Origin of the sequence: Photobacterium sp. CCB-ST2H9 (genome assembly GCF_023151555.2) — a bacterium.
GTDB lineage: Bacteria > Pseudomonadota > Gammaproteobacteria > Enterobacterales > Vibrionaceae > Photobacterium.
The window spans coordinates 649,823-671,042 of sequence record NZ_CP100425.1; the positions used below are offsets into that span (position 1 = coordinate 649,823).

Annotated in this window: 21 protein-coding genes; 9 read left to right on the forward strand and 12 right to left on the reverse strand. The window is 52.6% G+C overall.

What is annotated here, in order from left to right; genetic code table 11:
• Positions 1-35: 35 nt before the first annotated feature.
• Positions 36-1,361, reverse strand: a complete 1,326-nt coding sequence (argA, locus tag L4174_RS03040) for an amino-acid N-acetyltransferase (RefSeq protein ID WP_248144108.1) — start codon at positions 1,359-1,361, stop codon at positions 36-38.
• Positions 1,362-1,572: 211 nt separating this feature from the next.
• On the opposite strand from argA, the gene L4174_RS03045 reads away from it, so the two are divergent.
• Positions 1,573-1,971 carry a DUF2850 domain-containing protein gene (locus L4174_RS03045; RefSeq protein WP_248144109.1) on the forward strand — a complete coding sequence of 133 codons (399 nt, stop codon included), beginning with the start codon at positions 1,573-1,575 and terminating at the stop codon, positions 1,969-1,971.
• Between the two features lie 29 nt (positions 1,972-2,000).
• Here L4174_RS03045 and L4174_RS03050 read toward each other — a convergent pair whose 3' ends face one another.
• Positions 2,001-2,228 (reverse strand): hypothetical protein, encoded by a 228-nt coding sequence (locus tag L4174_RS03050; protein WP_248144110.1) that lies wholly within the window; start codon positions 2,226-2,228, stop codon positions 2,001-2,003.
• Positions 2,229-2,559: 331 nt separating this feature from the next.
• Between L4174_RS03050 and mltA the strand changes: the two genes are divergently transcribed.
• The gene (gene mltA / locus L4174_RS03055; RefSeq protein WP_248144216.1) at positions 2,560-3,756 is read left to right on the forward strand and encodes a murein transglycosylase A; all 1,197 of its coding nucleotides are present in this window, start codon (positions 2,560-2,562) and stop codon (positions 3,754-3,756) included.
• Positions 3,757-3,808: 52 nt separating this feature from the next.
• Positions 3,809-4,621, forward strand: a complete 813-nt coding sequence (tcdA, locus tag L4174_RS03060) for a tRNA cyclic N6-threonylcarbamoyladenosine(37) synthase TcdA (RefSeq protein WP_248144111.1) — start codon at positions 3,809-3,811, stop codon at positions 4,619-4,621.
• A gap of 11 nt (positions 4,622-4,632) precedes the next feature.
• Here the strand turns inward: tcdA and csdE are convergent, their stop codons facing one another.
• The gene (csdE, locus tag L4174_RS03065) at positions 4,633-5,070 is read right to left on the reverse strand and encodes a cysteine desulfurase sulfur acceptor subunit CsdE (RefSeq protein WP_248144112.1); all 438 of its coding nucleotides are present in this window, start codon (positions 5,068-5,070) and stop codon (positions 4,633-4,635) included.
• 15 nt (positions 5,071-5,085) lie between these two features.
• Complete coding sequence (csdA, locus tag L4174_RS03070; protein WP_248144114.1) at positions 5,086-6,303, reverse strand: cysteine desulfurase CsdA; 1,218 nt, start codon at positions 6,301-6,303, stop codon at positions 5,086-5,088.
• 381 nt (positions 6,304-6,684) lie between these two features.
• Between csdA and L4174_RS03075 the strand changes: the two genes are divergently transcribed.
• The 4 genes from L4174_RS03075 (at position 6,685) to rlmM (ending at position 9,987) form a co-directional block, all read left to right on the forward strand.
• Positions 6,685-7,626: a transcriptional regulator GcvA gene (locus L4174_RS03075; protein ID WP_248144115.1), complete on the forward strand. Its 942-nt coding sequence runs from the start codon at positions 6,685-6,687 to the stop codon at positions 7,624-7,626.
• Between the two features lie 206 nt (positions 7,627-7,832).
• Entirely contained in the window at positions 7,833-8,501 is a 669-nt protein-coding gene (locus L4174_RS03080) for an alpha/beta fold hydrolase (protein ID WP_248144116.1), read from the forward strand.
• A 19-nt stretch (positions 8,502-8,520) separates the two neighbouring features.
• On the forward strand, positions 8,521-8,895 hold the full coding sequence (locus L4174_RS03085; protein WP_248144117.1) for a DUF423 domain-containing protein: 375 nt from the start codon (positions 8,521-8,523) through the stop codon (positions 8,893-8,895).
• 9 nt (positions 8,896-8,904) lie between these two features.
• Positions 8,905-9,987, forward strand: coding sequence for a 23S rRNA (cytidine(2498)-2'-O)-methyltransferase RlmM (rlmM, locus tag L4174_RS03090; RefSeq protein WP_248144118.1), 1,083 nt, complete (start codon positions 8,905-8,907; stop codon positions 9,985-9,987).
• Positions 9,988-10,012: 25 nt separating this feature from the next.
• Here rlmM and xni read toward each other — a convergent pair whose 3' ends face one another.
• The 5 genes from xni to queF all read right to left on the reverse strand — a co-directional run bounded on the left by xni (position 10,013) and on the right by queF (position 17,465).
• Complete coding sequence (gene xni / locus L4174_RS03095) at positions 10,013-10,786, reverse strand: flap endonuclease Xni (protein ID WP_248144119.1); 774 nt, start codon at positions 10,784-10,786, stop codon at positions 10,013-10,015.
• Positions 10,787-10,841: 55 nt separating this feature from the next.
• Entirely contained in the window at positions 10,842-12,215 is a 1,374-nt protein-coding gene (gene ppnN / locus L4174_RS03100; protein ID WP_248144120.1) for a nucleotide 5'-monophosphate nucleosidase PpnN, read from the reverse strand.
• A gap of 277 nt (positions 12,216-12,492) precedes the next feature.
• Positions 12,493-14,049, reverse strand: a complete 1,557-nt coding sequence (locus L4174_RS03105; protein WP_371929369.1) for a diguanylate cyclase domain-containing protein — start codon at positions 14,047-14,049, stop codon at positions 12,493-12,495.
• Between the two features lie 197 nt (positions 14,050-14,246).
• Positions 14,247-16,511 carry a GGDEF domain-containing protein gene (locus tag L4174_RS03110; RefSeq protein ID WP_248144122.1) on the reverse strand — a complete coding sequence of 755 codons (2,265 nt, stop codon included), beginning with the start codon at positions 16,509-16,511 and terminating at the stop codon, positions 14,247-14,249.
• A gap of 108 nt (positions 16,512-16,619) precedes the next feature.
• Positions 16,620-17,465, reverse strand: a complete 846-nt coding sequence (gene queF, locus L4174_RS03115; RefSeq protein WP_248144124.1) for an NADPH-dependent 7-cyano-7-deazaguanine reductase QueF — start codon at positions 17,463-17,465, stop codon at positions 16,620-16,622.
• Positions 17,466-17,532: 67 nt separating this feature from the next.
• Between queF and syd the strand changes: the two genes are divergently transcribed.
• Positions 17,533-18,087: a SecY-interacting protein gene (gene syd / locus L4174_RS03120; protein ID WP_248144126.1), complete on the forward strand. Its 555-nt coding sequence runs from the start codon at positions 17,533-17,535 to the stop codon at positions 18,085-18,087.
• Positions 18,088-18,090: 3 nt separating this feature from the next.
• Positions 18,091-18,861: a Zn-ribbon-containing protein gene (locus L4174_RS03125; RefSeq protein ID WP_248144128.1), complete on the forward strand. Its 771-nt coding sequence runs from the start codon at positions 18,091-18,093 to the stop codon at positions 18,859-18,861.
• 77 nt (positions 18,862-18,938) lie between these two features.
• Here L4174_RS03125 and L4174_RS03130 read toward each other — a convergent pair whose 3' ends face one another.
• The 3 genes from L4174_RS03130 to L4174_RS03140 form a co-directional block, all read right to left on the reverse strand.
• Positions 18,939-19,229, reverse strand: a complete 291-nt coding sequence (locus tag L4174_RS03130) for a hypothetical protein (RefSeq protein WP_248144129.1) — start codon at positions 19,227-19,229, stop codon at positions 18,939-18,941.
• 28 nt (positions 19,230-19,257) lie between these two features.
• Complete coding sequence (locus L4174_RS03135) at positions 19,258-19,488, reverse strand: DUF2789 domain-containing protein (protein ID WP_248144130.1); 231 nt, start codon at positions 19,486-19,488, stop codon at positions 19,258-19,260.
• A 1,423-nt stretch (positions 19,489-20,911) separates the two neighbouring features.
• Positions 20,912-21,214, reverse strand: a complete 303-nt coding sequence (locus L4174_RS03140) for a DUF3301 domain-containing protein (protein WP_248144131.1) — start codon at positions 21,212-21,214, stop codon at positions 20,912-20,914.
• Positions 21,215-21,220: the final 6 nt, after the last annotated feature.

A 21,220-nucleotide genomic window follows, 5' to 3' on the forward strand; every position in this document is an offset into this window, starting at 1 on the left:
CATTTGCACCCGCCAGCGAGACGGGCGGGTGACAGTTATAACGCCAGCGTCAGGATTTTCGAACGACGTTGCAGGTTATAGAGGGCCTGCTTTGCCATCGGCAGGTCTGACACATCAATTTCCACGAAGCCCTGCTCCCGGAACCAGTGCAGGCTTCGGGTGGTCAGGACAAAGAGCTGCTTCAACCCTTGCGTGCGAGCCTGATGGCGAATGCGATTGAGCAGCAGCGCACCCCGGTCACCGTCCCGGTAATCCGGATGCACGGCCACACAGGCCATTTCACCCATCTGTTCTTCCATGAAGGAATAAAGGGCGGCGCATCCGATGATCAGGCCGTCGCGTTCAATCACAGTGAATTGTTTGATTTCCTGCTCCAGCTGTTCGCGGGAGCGGCGAACCAGAATACCTTCTTGTTCCAGCGGCCGGATCAGCGCCAGAATACCGCCGATATCGTCGATGTGAGCCCCCCGGACTTTTTCGGCACTGGCCATCACAATCTGTGTGCCGATTCCGTCGAAAGAGAAGAGTTCCTGAATGAGCGCGCCATCGTCTTTATAGCTGATGAGGTGACTGCGGGGCACACCGGCCCGGCAGGCGGTCATGGCACCGCGCAGGAAGCGGGCTGTCCCGGAGTCAGATTTCTTCTGTTCGGTCAGCCGTTGCAGTGCTGCCTCTGCTTCCGCCGGCAGCATTTCGGAGACGATTTCCCCCTGTTCATCCCGAACCCCCTGATGGGAACAGAAGCCAATCAGTTTGTCGGCTTCCAGACGGATGGCGACCTGCGTGGCAACTTCCTCTGACATCAGGTTGAAGCATTCTCCGGTCACAGAGCTGGCAATCGGACCCAGCAAGACAATACTGTTCTGATCCAGCTGGCGTTTGATACCGTCAACATCGATGCGGCGGATCCGGCCGCTGTGGCAGTAGTCAATGCCGTCATCGACCCCCAGAGGCTGCGCGATGACAAAGTTTCCGCTGACCACGTTGATTTGTGAGCCGGCCATCGGTGTATTGTTCAGGCCCATGGAGAAGCGGGCGGTAATATCCAGATGCAACTGTCCGGCCGCCTGTTTGGCGATTTCCAGTGAACGTTCATCAGTGATCCGCACCCCTTTGTGGTACGGCGTTTCATAGCCGTGCAGCGCGAGTAAATGCGAAATCTGGGGACGGGCACCGTAAATCAGGACAATGCGCAGGCCCAGACAATTGAGCAGGGCGATGTCATTGACGATATTGCGGAAGTTTTTATCAGCAATTGCTTCACCGCCCAGCATGATCACCAGCGTTTTACCTCGGTGCGCATTGACATAAGGGGCTGACTGGCGAAAGCCTTTGACCAGTGCGGTACTTCTTAATTTCACTGAGTATTCCGTTACAAAAAATGAATCAGGGGGGACATGCCAGCATGTTGCCTGTTTATCTGCTGCACAGCAAGCAGGAAAAGTGTTCAATAAGTTAGAGTTCAGACTCAAATTTTTGAGTCAAGATCCCGTTCTGACATTCTGTGCTTATTCGACCCATCAGACGGACGCCAGCTAAGCGTATAGTTGAATCACGTAGGGATGATTGGCGATGCTGCTGATGGCATTCAATAAGTACACCAAGTGGCAGGGTGCCACCATGCTGACCATATTGGTCACAGGTCTGGCGCTCAGTGGTTTTCTTGCAGTCGGTGCAGTAAAAGGTGATCTGTTCACCCCGGCGCCGGAACCCAGTATTTTCGGGATTTGGGTTGAGCAGGATGTCGCACCTTACGCAGCGGATCAATTTGAACTGCGCCAGGATGGGGTGTACGTCGCCGGTCGTATGGTCAGTACCCGTTATGACTGGGATGGCAGCCGGTTAAGCTATCGTATGGGGGGCGAAACCTACAAGTACACTTTCGAGGAAGGAAAATTAGTTCGCCAGCAGCCTGCCCATTACGTTTCAACTTTTTCCCGTCAGGGCACGCTTCAAAAAACCAATTCCTGAATGGCTTCCCGGTCTGGCCGGGAACCTGGTTATTCCTCTTCCCGGAGTCTGGCAAACAGCTGGTGCACGGGGATTTTATTCAGTGCTACTTTCCGCATGGTATCGGCTGTCTGAGGGCTGCCGCCCAGACATCGCTGGATCACTGTATTGATTTGCTGCGCTGAGTTGCCGTCGCTGTCCAGATTGCGTATCCACTGGTATTCTACGGCGTTCGGATCAAGTAAGGTTTCCTTACCCACTTTAAATTGTTTGTTCATGCCTGTCCTTCCTGTGACATCAAGTTCCTGTTCGCCTAAAGGTGATCGCATTGTCTGCCGGTGAGCGGTATGCCAGTAAGCACGAAGTATAGTTTCCCTGACAGAATGATGTCTTTTATATGACGGTTTTATTAAATCGATCTTATATGACACTTATATGACAGTAGGTGCTTATTATTCATCTTTCGTGACAATCAAAACAAGACTTTGACATTGGTTATGATAAAAAGTCTTAAGATAACTGTTTTATCAGTGGTGCGAGAGTGGCGCCGCTGTTAATTTTTTAACCTGTCAATTTCATGAAGGCAATTCTGTGTTTCAACAATTTTCCCTGTTTAGAAAAGTGACCCTTGTATCTTGTGTGCTTGGGCTGGCGGCTTGTGCCAGACCTGTCGACCGCGGTCAGCAGTATCTGGATGGTGAGTTTGGCCAAGTACTGAATCCGGTCACTCACGTTGCATCAGATAAACCCAGGGATTACACCCGCTTTGAAGCGCAGTCTGAACAAGTACTGGCCCGCTCCCCTTCAATGATGCTGCGGTATCAGAACCTCTATCAGCAGGTGAAAAACTGGGCGGAAGAAAGCGGTGATCCGGCGTTGCTGACTCAGTATGGTCTGACGACGGATCAAATGGGCGGCGGCGACGGTTACGGCAACGTGATGTTTACCGGTTATTTTTCACCGGTGATTGAATTACGCCATGCAAAAGACGAGACCTTCAGATATCCGGTCTATGCGATGCCGGTTTGCGGTGAAAAATGTCCGACCCGGGCCGATATCTATAACGGCGCTCTGGAGGGACAGGGGCTGGAGCTGGGCTATGCGGCTTCAAAACTGGCGGTGTTCATGATGGAAGTGCAGGGCAGCGGCTTTGTCCATTTTGAGGATAATGACCAGCTGCAGTACTTTGCGTATGGCGGTAAGAACGGCCATCCTTATGTGAGTATTGGTAAAATCCTGATCGAGCGCGGGGAAGTGCCACGGGAGAAAATGTCGCTCAAGGCCATTGCTGAATGGGTGGAGCAGCAGGATGAAGCCACGGTTCGTGAGTTGCTGGAACAGAATCCGTCCTATGTCTTCTTCCGTCCGCGCGAGGATCTGGATGTGCTGGGAACTGCCGGGATCCCGCTGTTGCCGATGGCTTCGGTTGCGGCTGACCGTGAATTCCTGCCGATGGGCAGTGTGTTGCTTGCAGAAGTGCCTCAGCTGGATGCGGAAGGAAACTGGAACGGCAAGCATGTCCTGACATTGCTGATGGCGCTGGATACCGGCGGTGCAGTAAAACGCAACCATCTTGATCTTTACCATGGGATGGGTGAACAGGCCGGGATTGATGCCGGGCACTACAAGCATTTTGGCCGGGTCTGGAAACTGGGACTGACGGCTGAGACGGATGCGGCACTGACCGAAGAGCGACAGAAAGCCAGTGAAAAGACAGTGGCCCGCCCGGTTGATACGCACTTTACCTTCCTTGAAGAAAGTGTGCAGAGCCAGCCGGTGGTCACCGGTTCGGGACTGGACAACTGACAGGAGAGCGCGTATAAAAACGCGCTCATTCTCCACACACTGACAGGCCGTTATGCAACAACTCGAGACTCCAGCATCAGACAACTATAACCAGCGTTTTGGCGGTACCCGCCGTCTGTATGGTCATCAGGAAGTTGAGATCCTGAGAGCGGCCCATGTCTGTGTGATCGGTATTGGCGGAGTCGGCTCCTGGGCAGCTGAAGCCCTGGCCCGCTCCGGGGTCGGTGAGCTGACACTGATCGATATGGATGATGTGTGTGTCACCAACATCAACCGTCAGATCCACGCGATGTCAGGGACTGTCGGCCGCAGCAAAATTGAAGTGATGGCTGAACGGATCGCTCTGATTAATCCGGACTGTAAGGTCAATCTGATTGATGACTTTATTACCCCGGAGAATATTCCGGAGTATATTGGCGCTCATTTTGATTATGTACTGGATGCGATTGACAGCGTGAAGCCGAAAGCGGCACTGCTGGCGTACTGTAAGCGTCATAAAATCAAAGTGATTACCACGGGCGGTGCGGGTGGTCAGATTGACCCGACGCAGATTCAGATTGCGGATCTGGCAAAAACGATTCAGGATCCGCTGGCAGCGAAAATCCGGAATATGCTGCGTCGTTTTTACAACTTCAGTAAAAATCCGGCACGCAAGTTTGGTATCGACTGTGTCTTCTCTACTGAGCAACTGAAATATCCTCAGGCCGACGGTAGTGTCTGTGAAGCGAAAGCCACGGCGGAGGGGCCGAAACGGATGGACTGTGCAACCGGTTTTGGTGCCGCCACCATGGTGACGGCGACCTTTGGATTTGTTGCTGTGTCCCGCATTCTGCAAAAGCTGATCGAAAAACACAGCCAGCTCTGACAGAGCTGAGTTTAGCGACTGACGTACATCCGGATTTCTTCCACAATGGCCTTCAGCCCGTTACTGCGTGACGGGCTTAAATGAGCCAGCAGACCCAGTTGCTCAAAGTAAGCATCAATATCAAACCCCAGGATTTGCTCAGCGCTTTTTCCTTCATAGGCTGCAAGCACCAGGCAGATCAGTCCTTTCACAATTCGGGCATCAGAATCTGCCGCAAAGTGGTACCGGCCGTTTTCACAGCGCTTCACTAACCACACCTGGCTCTCACAGCCACTGACTTTCACTTCGTCTTCTTTGAGCGCATCCGGCAGGGCGGGGAGCTGTTTTCCCAGCTGAATCACCTGACGGTATCTGTCTTCCCAGCCACCGGCGTTGGCCATACTGGCAACAATGTCGTCGGTTAAGATGGCGGTACCAAACGGGTGGGAAGGAAAATGAACGGTTGTCATGAGAACTCTCTTTATTTACAGCAGGTCACAGGCTTTGTGCAGCGCCGCAACAAAACGGGCAACATCGTCTTCGGTATTATAAAGCGCAAAGGAAACACGCAGAGTCCCGGTCAGTCCGAGCGCATCCAGCATCGGATGGGCGCAATGGTTGCCGGCACGCAGCGTAATATTCTGTTGATCCAGCAAGGTTGCGATGTCCTGATGGTGAACACCATCGACGACGAAAGAGAACAGGCTAGCATCAGGCTGCAGGCCAATCACCCTTAGTCCTTCAATATCCCGTATGCCTTCAAGCGCCTGCTGGCGGAGGGCGTGAACGTGCTGCTCGGCACCTTCACGGTCAATACGGTTCAGCCAGTGAATGGTCTCGGCCAGTGCGATCACGCCGGAAATATTCGGGGTACCGGCTTCAAATTTTCCCGGCAGTCCGGTGAACCGGGTGCCATCGAAGGAGACTTTCTCGACCATCTTGCCGCCGCCATGCCATGGCGGCATGGCTTCCAGTAAGGCCTGTTTGCCATACAGAACCCCGATGCCGGACGGACCAAATAGCTTATGACCGGAAAAAACATAAAAGTCAGCATCCAGCGCCTGAACATCTACGGTTTCATGCACGATGCCCTGTGCACCGTCGATCACTACGACGGCACCATGCGCATGGGCGGCTTTGATCATGGTTTCGATCGGGTTACGGGTGCCGGTTACATTGGTGATATGGGCAACGGCAACAATACGGGTTTTTGCCGACAGCAGCTCATGAAACGCAGCCATATCCAGCGTGCAGTCGGGCTTCATCGGAGTTTTCACCACAGTTGCCCCGGTCTGTTCGGCGACGATCTGCCAGGGCACAATATTGGCGTGGTGTTCGAGTTCGCTGACCAGAATCTCATCGCCCGGCTGCAACGTGCTGCGTGCCCACGTCTGGGCAATCAGATTCAACGCTTCTGTTGCACCACGGGTCCAGACAATTTCCTTTCGGTCTCTGGCGTGAAGAAAAGCCTGTACGGTGTCCCGGGCCTGTTCAAAACGCTGTGTCAGGCTGGCGGTCAGCTGGTGGCTGCCACGGTGAACGTTCGCGTTCTGATGACGATAGTAATCATCCAGTGTCTGAATCATCGCCAGAGGCTTCTGCGCGGTGGCAGCGCTGTCCAGGTAAACAATGGGATGATCGGAATCTTGGTTCAGTGCCGGAAACTGAGCACGGATAGCCTGAATGTCGAATTGGACGGTCATGGTGAAACTCGTTGATAGCCTAGTGCAGGGATCATCCTCATTATTGACCACAGAGGCAAGGGGACGAGAAAAGATTGAATAAAAAAAGGCACCGCGTTGGGGCGCAGTGCCATCAAAAAGTTTTGACAGACAGGTCAAAAAAAACAGGAAGTAAATCGGTAGCTCGAAGGCTACCTGCCCGACAGGAACCGGGCAATATGCAAACACAACATGCAATCTCCAGGAAACAGACGCCGGGAATCAATTTGGGATCAACCCAAATTACAGCATTTACCCTTGAGATTGCGGCGCCAATCTTAGGGTTTCTGTGGTACTAGAACAATCGACAATTTATAATGGACTGGATAAAAAAAACTAATGCAACCAGTATGGCAGGACAATATGTCGAGAAGACTTCCCCCTCTGAATTCGCTCAAGGTATTTGAGGCAGCAGCCCGTCACTTGAGTTTCACGCGCGCTGCGGAAGAATTGTTTGTGACACAGGCGGCGGTCAGCCACCAAATTAAGGCGCTGGAGGAATTTCTGGGCCTGAAACTGTTTCGTCGCCGGAACCGTTCTTTATTGCTGACGGAGGAAGGGCAGAGTTATTTTCTCGACTTGAAAGACATCTTCAGTGCGATATCAGATGCGACAGATAAAGTTTTGGAACGCGGTTCAAAAGGTGCGCTGACCATTAGTTTATCTCCCAGTTTTGCGATCCAGTGGCTGGTGCCCCGCTTAAGCGATTTTAACCAGCTGCACCCGGATGTTGATGTCCGGATTAAAGCCGTCGACCTGGATGAAGGCTCGCTGACCGATGATGTGGATGTGGCGATTTATTATGGCCGGGGGAACTGGCCGGGTCTGCGCTGCGACAAACTGTATCAGGAGTTTCTGGTCCCTGTGTGTTCCCCGATGCTGCTCAGTGGGCCGAAAGCACTGAATACACTGGCGGATTTGCAGTTTCACACACTGTTGCATGACAGTTCCCGGAAAGAGTGGAAGAACTATGTTCGTGAGTTTGAGATCCCGGGCACCAATGTAAATCAGGGGCCGATTTTCAGTCACTCGACCATGGTACTGCAGGCAGCTATCCACAGTCAGGGGATCGCGCTGGCGAACAATGTTCTGGCTCAGCCTGAGCTGGAAGCCGGACGTCTGGTGTGTCCGTTTGATGAAGCATTGATGAGCAAAAATGCCTTCTATCTGGTCTGTCAGGAGAAACAGGCAGAAACCGGCCGGATCCAGATTTTCCGTGACTGGGTGCTGGAGAAGGCGCGCAAAGAACAGGAAGAAGGGCCGCTGCCGCAGCCAGAGGTTCCGGTCGAAGAAGCCCTTGCCTGATTCGCCTCTGATAATGCTGCAGGCTGTCATCCGCGGTCTGCAGATGGTCAAAACAGAGCCCGGAAACATCCGGGTCTGTCCTGCCACGCCCTGTTTTTCTCCCAGAAATCGTTCTGAGTTTGGTCTGAACGATTAAAGATTGAAATTCGCCACGGGTCGGTAATACTGACCCTGTCTGACAATCGAAGAAATGAAGGGAAAAATCAGTGTCATACCTGATCAATACACCGGAAAACGGCCAGTTCGATACCACCTTTTTGTTCGCACACGGTGCGGGGGCGGGCATGGATCATGAATTTATGACGGCGATTGCCGAAGGGCTGGCCGAAAAAGGCATTCGTGTGGTGCGTTTTGATTTTCCCTATATGGTGAAGCGTCGTGAAGACGGCAAGAAACGTCCGCCGGACCGGCAGCCGAAGTTGCTGGCAGATTTTCAGCGCCATATCGAACACTTTGCAGAGGAAGGGCCGCTGGTGATTGGCGGCAAATCCATGGGAGGCCGGATGGCCAGCCTGATGGTGACTGAAGTGGCCGATGAAGCTCCGGATGCTGCCAATTGCAGGGAGAAAGTGCTGGGCGTGGCCTGTCTGGGCTTTCCGTTTCATCCGCCGGGCAAACCGGAAAATTTCCGGGGCGAACACCTGAAAACCATTGAAGTGCCAACCCTGATCCTGCAGGGAGAGCGCGATACCTTCGGCACGCGCAGCGAGGTGGAAGGCTGGACCTATGCTGAATCGGTCACCCTTTCATTTCTGCCGGATGGTGATCACAGCCTGAAACCACGCAAGGCATCCGGACACACAGAAGCTGGAAATCGGCTGATGGCTGTCGAATCACTGGCGGATTTTATTCGGCAGTGCGTGTCCCGTATTTAAAAACAAAAGGATAGATTGAATGCAAAGCCGCAGCATGATTCTGTTTGCCGCTGTCAGCGGAGCCATAGGTGTGGGTCTGGGGGCTTTTGCTGCCCATGGCCTGAAGGCACAACTGAGCCCGTATTTACTGGACGTTTTTAAGACGGGTGTGGATTACCAGCTATGGCATAGCCTTGCGCTGTTCGGGTGCGGGATTTGGGCACGCAATTTTTCTGCAAAAGCGCTATCATACGCGGCCCTGTTGTTCGCGGTGGGGATTTGCCTGTTCAGTGGCAGCCTCTATTTGCTGGTGCTGACAGGCGTGAAGTGGTTTGGTCCCGTAACACCACTGGGGGGACTGTGTTTTATTCTTGCCTGGCTGTCACTGGCGGTGGCGGCCTGGCGTTCTAAATGAGGACTCGTGGTGAATCAGGTTCTGTTGTACTGCCGTCAGGGCTTTGAAAATGAATGTGCCGGTGAAGTGCAGGATAAAGCCAATGCACTTGAGCTGTTTGGCTTTCCGCGCGCAAAGAAAAATAGCGGTTATGTGCTGTTTGAGTTTTATCAGCCGGGTGATGCCGATAAGTTTGCGCAGCTACAGCCATTTTCACAGCTGATTTTTGCCCGTCAGATGCTGGTCGTCACGACGCGTCTGGAAGATTTGCCGGCCGACGATCGGATCAGTCCGATTCTGGCGGTTGCCGAAACATTACCACGTTGCGGTGATCTGCGGGTTGAAACACCGGACACCAACGAAGCCAAAGAACTGCTGAAATTCTGCCGCAAGTTCACGGTGCCGCTGCGTCAGGCACTGCGTAGGCAGGGTGCGTTGTATGTGAAAGACAATCCGAAGAAACCGGTACTGCATTTGTGCTTTACCGAACCGGGCTGTTGTTTCCTGGGGTACTCCTACAGTAACAACAACTCGCAGTTCTTTATGGGGATCCCGCGGCTGAAATTCCCGGCAGATGCACCCAGCCGTTCAACGCTGAAGCTGGAAGAAGCCTTTCATGTCTTCATTCCGCGTGAGGAGTGGGATGAACGTCTGGCCTCCGGCATGTGGGGTGTCGATCTGGGCGCCTGTCCTGGAGGCTGGACTTATCAGCTGGTCAAACGATCCATGTTTGTTCATGCGGTGGACAACGGACAGATGGCACAGAGCCTGATGGATACCGGTCAGGTGAAACATCATATGGCCGACGGATTTAAGTTTGAGCCGCCACGCAAGAATGTCACCTGGCTGGTGTGCGATATGGTTGAGAAACCTGCCCGGGTGGCGCACCTGATGGGGCAGTGGCTGATCAAAGGCTGGGCCAAAGAAACGATCTTCAACCTGAAGCTGCCGATGAAAGGTCGTTATGATGAGGTGCTGCAGGATATTGAAAACCTGAAGGTCTTTCTGATTCAGAATGGTTTGAAATTCCGCCTGCAGGCGAAGCATCTGTATCACGACCGCGAAGAAATTACGGTCCATATTCAGGCGCTGGACAACCGCAGTCCGCACTAAAACCTGCGTTACGGATGGCGGGCACTCAGCCCGCCGTCTGATATCGGATATCCTGTAAATTAAAGCCCAGCTGCAAGTCGGTTTTCAGCCGTGCAACGGCTTTGCTTGCTCTGGCACTGTCCTGAGCAGGTTCAATTTTCTTACGCCATTTCTCCGGCAGATCCGCTGCCGTTAGAATGCTTTCCAGATCCGGATACTGTCGTAGCAGTTCACAGGCAGCTTTCGGCCCGATGCCCGGAACGCCCGGGATTTTACTGGAGCTGATCCCGGCCAGTCCCCAGTAATCCGGCAGTTGCTCCGGACGCACGCCAAATTCTTTTTCAATGAACGGGCTGTCGAGCCAGCGTTGCTGGAAGTAATCCCGGATCATTACGGTTGGGCGTAACAGCTGGCAGTAGCCCTTATCGGTGGATACGATCGTCACCTGGCCGCCGTGATCGGCGACTTTCAGCGCCAGCGTCGCAATCAGATCGTCGGCTTCATCGCCGTCGGACAGCAATGAGTCGACGCCAAGTGCCATAAAATCATCCTGAATCTGCGCCATACCCGTCTGAAGCTCAGCCGGCATTGGTTTGCGGCCTTCTTTGTAGCCGGGCAGCAATTCGGCACGCCAGCCTCTGTCGTCTCCATGGTGGTCAAATACCGCCACAATGTGGGTCGGCTGACTGACAGCAATAATTTTACTCAGTGCCTGGCAGCAGACTTTACTGGTGCTTGCGATGTCCGGCTCGCCGGGTTGGGCGGCGTGAACACGGCGGATCAGGTTGAGGGCATCAATGACGACAAGATGTATAGACATAATATTCAATAAAAAACAGGGCCAGCTGGCCCTGTATTCTACGTTGCATGGCAAATTATTTCACCATGTCGGGGTGGGTGAGGATGCGATAACAGGGAATGTACTCGCTGCCGGGCAGTTTCATACGTTGCTGGGCGACGAAACTTTTCAGTAGTTTGTCCATACGTTTCATCAGCGACGGGTCGCCGTTGATTAAAAAGGGTCCTTTGCGCTCGATTTCCCGGATCCCTTCTTCTTTGACATTTCCCGCCACAATCCCGGAAAAGGCTCGGCGCAAATTCGCTGCCAGTTGTTCCGGACGCTGGTTAAGTTGCAGATCCAGACTTCCCATGGCTTCATGTGTCGGCTCAAACGGTAGCTGAAATTCCGGCGGAATTTTCAGTGACCAGTTATAACAGTACGCATCGCCGGTTTCCTGGCGGTGTTCCTTGGTCAGCGGCATTGCTGCTTTCATGATACGGGCCACCTGCGCCGGATCATCAATCACGATTTGATATAGTTTGGCTGCTTCTTCTCCCAGCGTATCGCGGATAAAGTTGTCGAGCGTTCTGAAATAGAGTTCGCTGCTCTTCGGCCCGGTCAGCACCACTGGCAATGGTTGATCCTGATTATCGGGGTGCATCAGGATCCCGATGATATAGAGAAGCTCTTCGGCGGTCCCGGCACCACCAGGGAAGATGACAATCCCGTGGCCAACCCGGACAAAAGCTTCCAGACGTTTTTCGATATCCGGCATAATGACCAGTTCGTTCACAATCGGGTTTGGCGGTTCGGCTGCAATAATTGAAGGTTCCGTCAGGCCGATAAAACGGCTTTTGCCGTAACGTTGCTGGGCATGGCCGATCGCGGCACCTTTCATCGGACCCTCCATGGCACCGGGGCCGCAGCCGGTGCAGATATTCATTTCACGCAGCCCCAGCTGATGGCCGACATCCCGGGTGTACTGGTACTCTTCAGGATTAATGGAGTGGCCGCCCCAGCAAACGATAATACTGGGATCTTCACGTGACCGGACCGTCTGGGCGTTACGCAGGATACTGAAGATAAAATTCGTAATATGCGGCGCACTGGTCAGATTCAGATCATTGCGTTGTTGAACGTGTACGTTGACGTAAATGATATCCCTCAAGACGGCAAACAGGTGTTCCTGAATACCGCGAATGATCTTGCCATCGACGAAAGCATGCTCTGGCGGATCTTTCAGTTCGAGTTTGATGCCGCGCTCTCTTCGGAGGACGTTAATGTCAAAGGATTTGTGTCTTTCCAGCAGGGCACTGGAATCATCGCTGTGGCTCCCTGAGTTCAGGACAGCCAGCGAACAGTTGCGGTACAGGCGATAGAGATCGCTGGCTGCGGTCGCTTTCAGCCTTTCGACTTCCAGTTGCGATAGCAGTGTCATTGCCCCAACCGGACTGATATGTGTAATCATGTTTACCTCCCTGGAGATAAATACAGGCCATCAAAGCGCCTGTACCTCATACCAGTCAGAGCAAACTACGTCGGGCAGCAGCTCTCACCTGGTATTTGTCTTTCCGCGTGCGGACAATGGTCGCTTCACGGAGAGAAATATCGGACATTTTTCCCTGCCCGTATTATTCAACATACACAGGCATCCAGAGTTTGACTAGAGGAAGTCTGAAAAAAAAGCGTTTGTACAGCAGTGGGTTAGATGCGAAATGCTGCGTTATTGAGTTTAAAATCAGCTGTTAAGCAATCCAGATCAGGTGATTCCGGCCAGCATTTTTGGCACTGCTCAGCGCTTTCTGGCTGCGTTCGATCACGCTGCTCGGCGTGTCGTTGTCATCAAACAGGGTGGCCCCCATAGATGCCGTGACCGAAACATTTTTTTCGCGAAAACGGAAGGGTAACTGGAAGATGCTTTCGCGAATGTTCGATAAGCGGCGATGCCTTTCCGTTTCTGTCATTTCCGGCAGGATCAGCATGAATTCATCGTTGCTGACCCGGGCGATAAAGTCGGTGTCCCTTAACTGCTGGCGCAGTGTCCGGGCAATGATTCTGAGGACTTTATCACCGGCCTGGAAACCATAGTTGTCATTCAGTTCGCTGAAGTGGTCCAGATTGACCACGGCCAGGCAGAGCGGATGCTGATAGCGAATCCACCGACGGTATTCATGTTCCAGACGATCCTGGAAGGCGGCCCGGTTGTAGACCCGGGTCAGCGGGTCCTGAAATATCCGTCGCTGCAGATCTTCAATCTGTCGGTGCTGATCCTGTGTCTGCTGATAGAGTTGTTCTGCACGGCTCTGATGATAGTGCAGCTGCTCCAGTAAGGATTGTTCGCGGTTTTCCAGGGCACGCTGGCGCTCAACCAGATGTCTGAAAGACTGATCCAAATCCTGCGCGGCACTGCGCCAGTTTTCCAGATTGCTGTGCTGGGCCAGAGCCTGATGGAAGCGATCGGACAGTTGTCCCAGCTCAGAAGTCAGTTCCGAGCGGTGATTGTACAGTGCTAACCCTTGTTCAACAGCCTGGCGGGTGGTCTGTTCCAGCGCAGCCAGATCGCCGCTGATCACATCCAGAAACTTCTGCGCATGGCGTCTTTCACTGACAAATGCATCCAGTGCCAGGCGGAGTACTTCCAGGCAGAGTTCAACCAGGGAAAGGGTGGTCACGCCTTTGAGCAACTGATGACGGATGGTCAGGAGCTGCTCACCAGATTCCCCTTCCGCATCCAGCTCAGTAATGATTTGCTGCAGCTCATGACAGAGCTTCCGGTGCAGGTCACTGTCTTTGGTGAGCGACTCCCGCTCGACACTGACCGGAACGGTCAGGAGCTTCAGAGCACGGTCGTACAGGCCGAACAGTTGAGTAATTTGCTGGTGGCTGTGGTTCAGTGAAGCGGGTGACTGGGAGAGTAAATCATGAAGGTCGCGTTTGAGCTGAACCGGCAGGGCAGGAATGCGTTTCAGACTCTCGGAACTTTGCTGTATCAGGCCCGCCAGCCGTTCTATGGTTGTATGGGTTGGCGTTTGCCGCAGCAAAAGGCGTTCCACCTGTGCCAGATGCGGCACAATTTTACTGATGTCTTTGTTCTGCTCCAGATCCCGGCGCAATGTTTCCAGACGCTTGTCCAGGTCGACATCCAGTCCTCGGCAGGCGACAGCCATACGGGCAATCAGACGCTTTAAAATGACGATCTCACGACGTGACTTTAACGACGCATCGCGATATGACAATTGAGCCTGATCCAAGCGCAGCTTCAACTTACTCACTTCAGAAGCTGCGTCAACATTCGTTGCCACGTTGACTAATGATTACCTTATCTGAACTTCCTTCGCTCAGTACAACTCACAGAGCGATACCGGATGTTAGCAAAAAATTCCTGCCGGGTTGAACATTATTAACGGCTTGTTTTCCCGGACACAAACGCTCGCGTGTTTTTTATACATTTTCGTGATCTTAGTAGACCTAAATAGCAGTAATACCGAGTGTTTTTTCTTCAGAGGTGTTTGCTCCAGTCATATTCCTGCTGGGAAGATGTCTGAACTTTGACCAGTCCCTTATCCATTCCCTGAATGCAGGCATGACGAATATTGTCTCCGGCAAAGCTGGCGGCAGGTGCGGCATCGATGGCACTCAGATGCACCCACTGGCTGCCCGACTCGGCTTTACTGATTTGACGGGCGGCCTGGGTGGCCATCAGCAGAATATCAATCAGCTCCTGGTCATTGATGGCCGTATAGGCGCGGGGCAGAAACGGATATTCCGCCATGCCGATGCGAACCCGGCTGTCGAGCTGTTTTTCAGCCATGAAATGATCGACCAGTTGCTGAATGGAATCGGCCAGCTGTTTGGGCGCACTTTCCAGTCGCGAATTCGGCTCAATATATAAAAACATGGCATCAGAGAAATGGTACAGGCGTGCGGGTTCGCAAATCTGGGCATTCAGGTAGTCACCGAACTCGCGTTCCAGTGCCAGTCCCTGCTGATAGCCATGCTGCAAATAGACATGTTTGAGTAGCGGTACTTCAAACAGCGCAAAGCGGAGCCGGTCACTCAGGGGCTCATTGATGATTTCGCCCAGATGCCATTGTTCAAAATGGGCGCTGCTTTGCTGCAATGAGTTCGACAGTCTTGCATTGAGCATTCGCAGATTGCGCAGACCGCTGCGCGGGTGCGTGTAGAATTCATCACGTAACAGCTTGAGGCGGCGACGCCACTGATGTGCGGAACGATTGCGATACCAGAGCAGCAGCAGGGAAAGCAATAAGCCGATCAGTAAGACGGTAGTCAGGTTTTTCTGCTGATACAGCGCCTTTTCCTGTTCAAACTGTTGACGCTCGAGTTCTTCGAGTTTCAGCGAGCGCGCCATAATCCGCTGCTGCTGACGAAACACTTCGACATTACTTTTGACCTGATTTTCCTGCATGGAGGCTTGCAGCTGCTCATAGCGGCGCTGGCTGAGCAGAGCATTGTAATAGTCTTTTTGTTTTTCAAAGGCTGCAGACAGGCTGGCTTCCCCCATCATTTGCAGTGCGGGCTGGGGTTTCTGCAGGCGGCTGGCAGCAAGCAGAGCCGACTGGATGGTCGAAATTGCCTGCGGCGTTCTTTCTTCAGCCAGTTCAAGCTGACCCTGGAGTAACTGAGACTGAATCAGGGTGATCTCATCATCGCTTTCTTGAGCCAGTTGCCGGGCATGATGGAGGTATTGTTCGGTTTTGGGGTAGTTATACAGTTTCAGATAGACCCGGGCGATACTCAGGCGCAGACGGGCTGAACGAGGCTGCAGACGCAGCTGATTTTCCTGATCCAGTGCATTGAAATAGTGCACCAGCGCCAAATTGTAGCGGCCTTGCTGTTCATAGATACTGGCGATCAGTGCCAGAGTTCTTGCCAGCGGAATCGTTCGGTTAAAGTGCTCAAAAAATTCTCCCGCCTGAGTGGCGTGTTCCAGCGCTTTGTCGAAGACTTTCCGCTCTTCATAGAGCGTTCCCAGTTCCAGGTTGGCCACGGCCACTTTGCCGTGGTCTTCCTGTTCCTGAGCCAGCCAGTAACCACTGAGCAGACGGTCCAGCGCCAGATCATAATGCTGATGCCTCAGATAATGACGGCCGTGGCTCAGCAGGAAGTTGATTTCTTCTTTGGGCTCATTCAGTTCAGACAGATCACGCTTGGCGCGGGTAAACATTTTTTCGGCTTTGCGTTCATCGCCCAGCGTGGATTCAATATCTGCGCGAAGCATCAGCAGATGGTACTGCAGGACTTTCACCTGCTCACTGCGCTGGAGCTTTTCATCACCGGCAATCGCCTGGTCCGTTTTGTTCAGCAGGTCGCTCGCAGAGGTGGCATCGCCGAGTCCCTGCCAGAGAATGTCGGCATGGATCAGCTGAGTTTCCAGCAGGGTGTAGCTGAATTCATTGCTGATCGCCAGTGCCTCGGCTTCCCGGATGATCTGAATGGCTTCGGGTTGCCGGTTCAGCAGGGACAATGCTCTGGCTTTAATCTGGAGCGCATTAATAGTACTGAGAGGGGTGCGGATAGAATGGTCGGTTTCTTCGCTTACATGTACGCGCGAACTGTCGACAGGGATGCTCATCTGACGCTGGCTCAGGTAGCGGTTGGTAATTTCCAGCGCTTTTTCAGGGCTGGTTTCCAGCAGCAGGTCTGCATCGGCCAGAATCGGGGTGGCATAGATTTTTGCCTGCACGGGCAGGGCAGTCAGAAAGCAGAACAGAATGCTGAAGAGCCAGTCACGACAGTTCATAGAGCACTTATCCATCAGGAAACACGGCCCTCATATTACTGGCTCAGGTCCTCAAGTCCAGCAAACTAGAGTGATTTGCCGGACTTGCAAGACAAGTTGAACTCAGAACTACTGTCGGGCCAGACGATCATTGTCGCTTGGTGTTTTGCCCTGATTGGTTCGGTAAGGGTTGATATCCAGACCTCCACGACGGGTATATCTTGCGTAAACCGTCAGTAACTCAGGCTGGCAGAAGTGCAGCAGGTCCGTGAAGATACGCTCGACACATTGTTCATGGAACTCATTGTGGTTGCGGAAAGACACCAGATAACGCAGCAGCTTTTCCCGGTTGATCTGTTTCCCTTTGTACGAAATCCGTACGCTGCCCCAGTCCGGCTGGCTGGTGATCAGACAGTTGGATTTCAGCAGATGGCTGTGCAGGATTTCTTCGACAACGTCGCCTTCAGCGGCATTTGCCAGCAGGCCCGGGTCAAAGTCGAAACTATCAATTTCAATGTCCTGATCATCAATGCAGGTGCCGCTGAAATCGACAATCGGCTGCGCGGTGAAATCACTCAGCGGCTGGATCGTCACATCGACGTCAGAACCGGCACAGGCAGACAAATCTTTCTGCAGCATATCAGCAACTTCCTGCCAGCTTTCGATACGCGTGTTGTTCAGGCTGTTCAGATACAGCTTGAAAGATTTGGACTCAATCAGGTTCGGGCTGCCGGCGGGCAGACGCACTTCACCGATTGCAACCTGCGGCAGTCCTTTACTGTTCAGCCAGGACAGTTCGTACAGGGTCCAGATGTCATACCCGGTAAAGGGCAATTCATCACCAAGCGCCAAGTCATCGCGGTTCAGTTTGCGTGGCACTGCCTGCAGCAGGGAAGGATCATACTGATCTTTGTATTCACTTTTTTGGCCAAGAGTTAAACCGGCTAGTTCTTTCGCGTCTTTGTATTTGCTCATATTGTCCTGGACACACACACTTGGATTACAATAGGCAAAGTTTACTGAATCTTGCTTGAGGTTGCGAATGAATCATCCGGTTACGGCCGCATTGGCCGATTTTTCTTCCCGTTTTATGAAAGCCTGGTCTTATGATCAGGCCAGCCAGCCATGCAGCAGCGATCTGATTGGCCTGGCATCGCCCTGTGTGGTTCGTGACAGTGGCGATACGGTGTTCTGGCAGCCGGTGGTCCGAGAGCCGGCAGGTGATTTGGCCGCAGTTGAACAGGGGATTGAACTCCGTCTGCACGCCGACATTCAGGCGTTTTACGGCAGCTATTTCAGTGGCGACATGGCGGCCCGTTTTCAGGACCTGGAACTGGATTTGCTGCAGGCATTCAGCGAATCGGACCATCAGCGGTTACAGGAAAATATTCTGGGCCATCTGGTGACCCAGCGTCGTCTGAAACTGAAACCGACCGTTTTTATCGGGGTGATGGCCTCTGAGCATCAGGTCATTGCCGTCTGCAATCTGACGGGGAATGTCATTCTGGAAACTCTGGGTCAGTCGGAGCGTGAGGTTCTGGCGGAAGATGTGGCCAGTTTTCTTCGCCAGCTGGAACCTGTGGTCAGGGTAAGTTAAACCATGTATGTCATCGAATTGCAGTTTGAATGCTTTGATAACACGACGATTTCTGCCGTTGAGCAGGCGATCAATGGTTTGATGGATGCGCTGAGGTACAACGGTCAGGTCCTGGGCCGTGAGTTTCCTGTGGTCATGGATGAAGCGGTCTTTAAAGTACGGGCTGTCTGTCCGGAAAAACAAAGCCTGCACAGTCAGTTCCACAGTCCTCAGGTGAAGGCCTCTATGAACCGGCTCTCTCAGGCCGGTCTGCTGGCCCCGAAAATCAAAGTTCTGGGCCGGGATATCAACTCTGAAGCAACCGCCGAAGAATCGCCCGGCTGGCAGGTGCTGTATACCACTTATGTGCACACCTGTTCGCCCTTGCGCAGCGGAGATTCTTTACTGCCGATACCCTTATACCGGATCCCGGCAACCTTTAACGGGGATCACAAGGCTGTGGTGAAATGGCAGACCGAATGGCAGGCCTGCGATGAAATTCAGATGGCCGGTGGCTGTCAGGCCGAACATGCAGCCTTGCATGAAATTCGCGATGCGGACAGTGATTTATTCCGGCGCGGCTGGGATTTGCGGGGCCGGATTGAACACCTGACCAAGGTACCGACGTATTATTACCAGTACAGAGTCGGGGGTGTCAGTCTGGCAGAAGAAGCAAACCGGCCTTGTCCGAAATGCGGTCAGCCTTGGCGCCTAGAGGAACCGATTCACGGGATTTTCCATTTTAAATGCGACCCTTGCCGTCTGGTCTCAAACCTTTCCTGGGATTACCAGTAACAAATTACCAGTAACAAAGAGACGCCCGCTCCGAAGAAGAGCGGGCGTTTTTTTCAGCCAGGTCAGGTAAGACTGATTTATTTGGCCTGAATCGCTGTTTCCAGCGCGGCGAGGCGTGAGGTCAGGCTGGCCACCTGTGCTTCAAGCTGAGCAATGCGTTCGCTGTCGCTGGCTGTTGCTGCTGGTGTTTCGGTAATCTTCGGTACTTTGGCGTGCTGTTTCCAGCTTTTGATTGCCTGAATGATGACGGGCATTGGCAGCGGTTCGCGCAGGCGTGCCTTCACCAGTGCAACGCTTGGTTCTTTACCTTCGGCCATCAGAGATTGAATGGCGCTTTCTAATGCTTCAGTGATTGCTGAGGACATCATTTCTTCCTGAAATTGAGGGATCGTTGGCTTATTTTCGTAGCAATGTATCCAACTGATCAATCACTTCGCACCAATCGGCATCTTCTGCGATCGATTCGTTCAGAAACCGGCGCTGGGAGGGCTGCCAGAAATCAGCCTGGGTGATAGTTTCGTTCTGCTGCAAATGATGATCCCGGATAAAGCTTTCGATGGACTCTTTGGATGAATTTAAGCCTAACTGGTTGAAGAGGCTGGGTAAATCGTGGCTGAAAGTTTCCATGGTGACATTCCCCTAGTCGTGTTTGCCTTAAGTATAGTGGGGAATAATCGGCATTTCGTCTGAGCCCTTTGTGAGAGATCGCTTACAAATGTGTAGGAGAAATTGAAATCAGTTGACAGATGATGACTTTAGCTTTGTATTAAAGTCGTTTTCTTTCAAGTGTTTACCTTTATTTTTTGTTTTTGATATTTGTGTCATTGAAAAGATTACCATCAGACAGTTGCTTGTTCTGAATCGGATATCGCGTAATCTTAACTCTGTCGGAAGGAACTGACACGGAACAGGAACTGGCGCCACGGAATCGGCGGTCTCAGGATGAGACAGGTTTTCAGGAAGAAAACTGACAGGGAAGATTCGGAGGTTGCAGGACGCAATCAGTGCAAACGGGATGTTTGCCGTCAGGATGACACAAGGATGATGCTTCAGGGCAGAAGCGATGGACACCGCCAGGAAGGCTGTTGAGAGTTAATTCAGGACGGATTAACGGGTCAGGAGACCAGGGAACACTTCAGGACGAAGTTCAATAAGGGAAGCGCTGAAGGATTCAGCATACAAAGGAATGATGCAGGGAGCACCGTTGTAGTAGGATGCTACAGGTAAGACCTAAGGGCGCAGCGCAAGTTGCGCCCATTCTTTTATTGGTGCCCCGCCAGCCGCGTCCAACCGCATGAAAACCAGCCTTTCTATTGTCTGAACCAAACCATAGAGCTCCATCCATATAGCCTCATTGTCTTGCAGTTGAGAATCTGTTTCTCAGGAAAATGGTATTCTCATCTTTGAGTATGAAAGCCGGTGCCTTATGTTTCTTCTGTTTTTGCTCGTCTCTCTGTAAGAGATCTCTCACAAAAACGTGAGAAATCTGAGTTTAAGGGTCAGTCAATCTACGCACACTCTATATAAATTGTCTTTAAATACAATTTTTTAAGTTATTTCTTTTAATTCAATGACGATGGTGCCTTTTTTTCGTCGTTTCGCCATACTGTGTTCGCCTTCGATTTGTCGTAGTCTTAGAAGTGTCGAAGGATTTGACATTTTGGAACAGGATAACGGCCAGGGAGCAGGGTCGGTTAGGGATGATAGTGAGGGCGAGGACAGCTCTTGCGCTAAGGACAGTTCAGGACATGGCAGGATGCCGGTTGCAGTCACCAGGATGGGGCTGCTCAGGATGAGACAGGACACTTTCAGAACGAAAGCAAGGACACCGCCAGGACGGTCGAAGAGAGTTATTTCAGGATGAAGTAACGGATCAGGAGATCAACGGACACGTTCAGGATGAACGCCAAATGGAATATCGCCGACGGATTCCGGCGCATCGATGGATTGAGGCAGGGAGCCACTCAGTAGCGGGAATGCTGCAAGTAAGACCTAAGGGCGCAACGCAAGTTGCGCCCGTTTTATTTGGTCGCCAGTCAGAATGCGCACTTCAACCCGGCATATGATGCGGCGGGACGTAAAACTGTACAGGTCTCATTCCCCGGAAGGTTGCACAACCCTGATAGGCATCGGCACCATCCGCGGAAAACTCGAACAGGTAAAGCGTCTGCCAGGTCCAGTTGCCGGCATCGTCTTTCAGGCGGTGTGCTCCCCGGGCAACACTCAGCAGCTGTAAGCCGAGCTGCTGGCAGCGCTGGTGAATAAACTGCTGCGCCAGTTCACTTTGCCGGCGTTGCTGCCAGAACAGGTAACCCGCGAAGGCCAGCGCCAGTATAATGAGTAAATTCTCCATCCTTGG

What these genes read in the sequence shown, in the direction of transcription:
- L4174_RS03110 (WP_248144122.1), bottom strand. Translation starts at nt 16,511, where the DNA reads ATGAACTGTCGTGACTGGCTCTTCAGCATTCTGTTCTGCTTTCTGACT.
- csdA (WP_248144114.1), bottom strand. Translation starts at nt 6,303, where the DNA reads ATGACCGTCCAATTCGACATTCAGGCTATCCGTGCTCAGTTTCCGGCA.
- L4174_RS03050 (WP_248144110.1), bottom strand. Translation starts at nt 2,228, where the DNA reads ATGAACAAACAATTTAAAGTGGGTAAGGAAACCTTACTTGATCCGAAC.
- L4174_RS03125 (WP_248144128.1), top strand. Translation starts at nt 18,091, where the DNA reads ATGTATGTCATCGAATTGCAGTTTGAATGCTTTGATAACACGACGATT.
- tcdA (WP_248144111.1), top strand. Translation starts at nt 3,809, where the DNA reads ATGCAACAACTCGAGACTCCAGCATCAGACAACTATAACCAGCGTTTT.
- L4174_RS03075 (WP_248144115.1), top strand. Translation starts at nt 6,685, where the DNA reads ATGTCGAGAAGACTTCCCCCTCTGAATTCGCTCAAGGTATTTGAGGCA.
- syd (WP_248144126.1), top strand. Translation starts at nt 17,533, where the DNA reads ATGAATCATCCGGTTACGGCCGCATTGGCCGATTTTTCTTCCCGTTTT.
- xni (WP_248144119.1), bottom strand. Translation starts at nt 10,786, where the DNA reads ATGTCTATACATCTTGTCGTCATTGATGCCCTCAACCTGATCCGCCGT.
- L4174_RS03045 (WP_248144109.1), top strand. Translation starts at nt 1,573, where the DNA reads ATGCTGCTGATGGCATTCAATAAGTACACCAAGTGGCAGGGTGCCACC.
- L4174_RS03130 (WP_248144129.1), bottom strand. Translation starts at nt 19,229, where the DNA reads ATGATGTCCTCAGCAATCACTGAAGCATTAGAAAGCGCCATTCAATCT.
- L4174_RS03085 (WP_248144117.1), top strand. Translation starts at nt 8,521, where the DNA reads ATGCAAAGCCGCAGCATGATTCTGTTTGCCGCTGTCAGCGGAGCCATA.
- csdE (WP_248144112.1), bottom strand. Translation starts at nt 5,070, where the DNA reads ATGACAACCGTTCATTTTCCTTCCCACCCGTTTGGTACCGCCATCTTA.
- queF (WP_248144124.1), bottom strand. Translation starts at nt 17,465, where the DNA reads ATGAGCAAATACAAAGACGCGAAAGAACTAGCCGGTTTAACTCTTGGC.
- L4174_RS03135 (WP_248144130.1), bottom strand. Translation starts at nt 19,488, where the DNA reads ATGGAAACTTTCAGCCACGATTTACCCAGCCTCTTCAACCAGTTAGGC.
- L4174_RS03140 (WP_248144131.1), bottom strand. Translation starts at nt 21,214, where the DNA reads ATGGAGAATTTACTCATTATACTGGCGCTGGCCTTCGCGGGTTACCTG.
- ppnN (WP_248144120.1), bottom strand. Translation starts at nt 12,215, where the DNA reads ATGATTACACATATCAGTCCGGTTGGGGCAATGACACTGCTATCGCAA.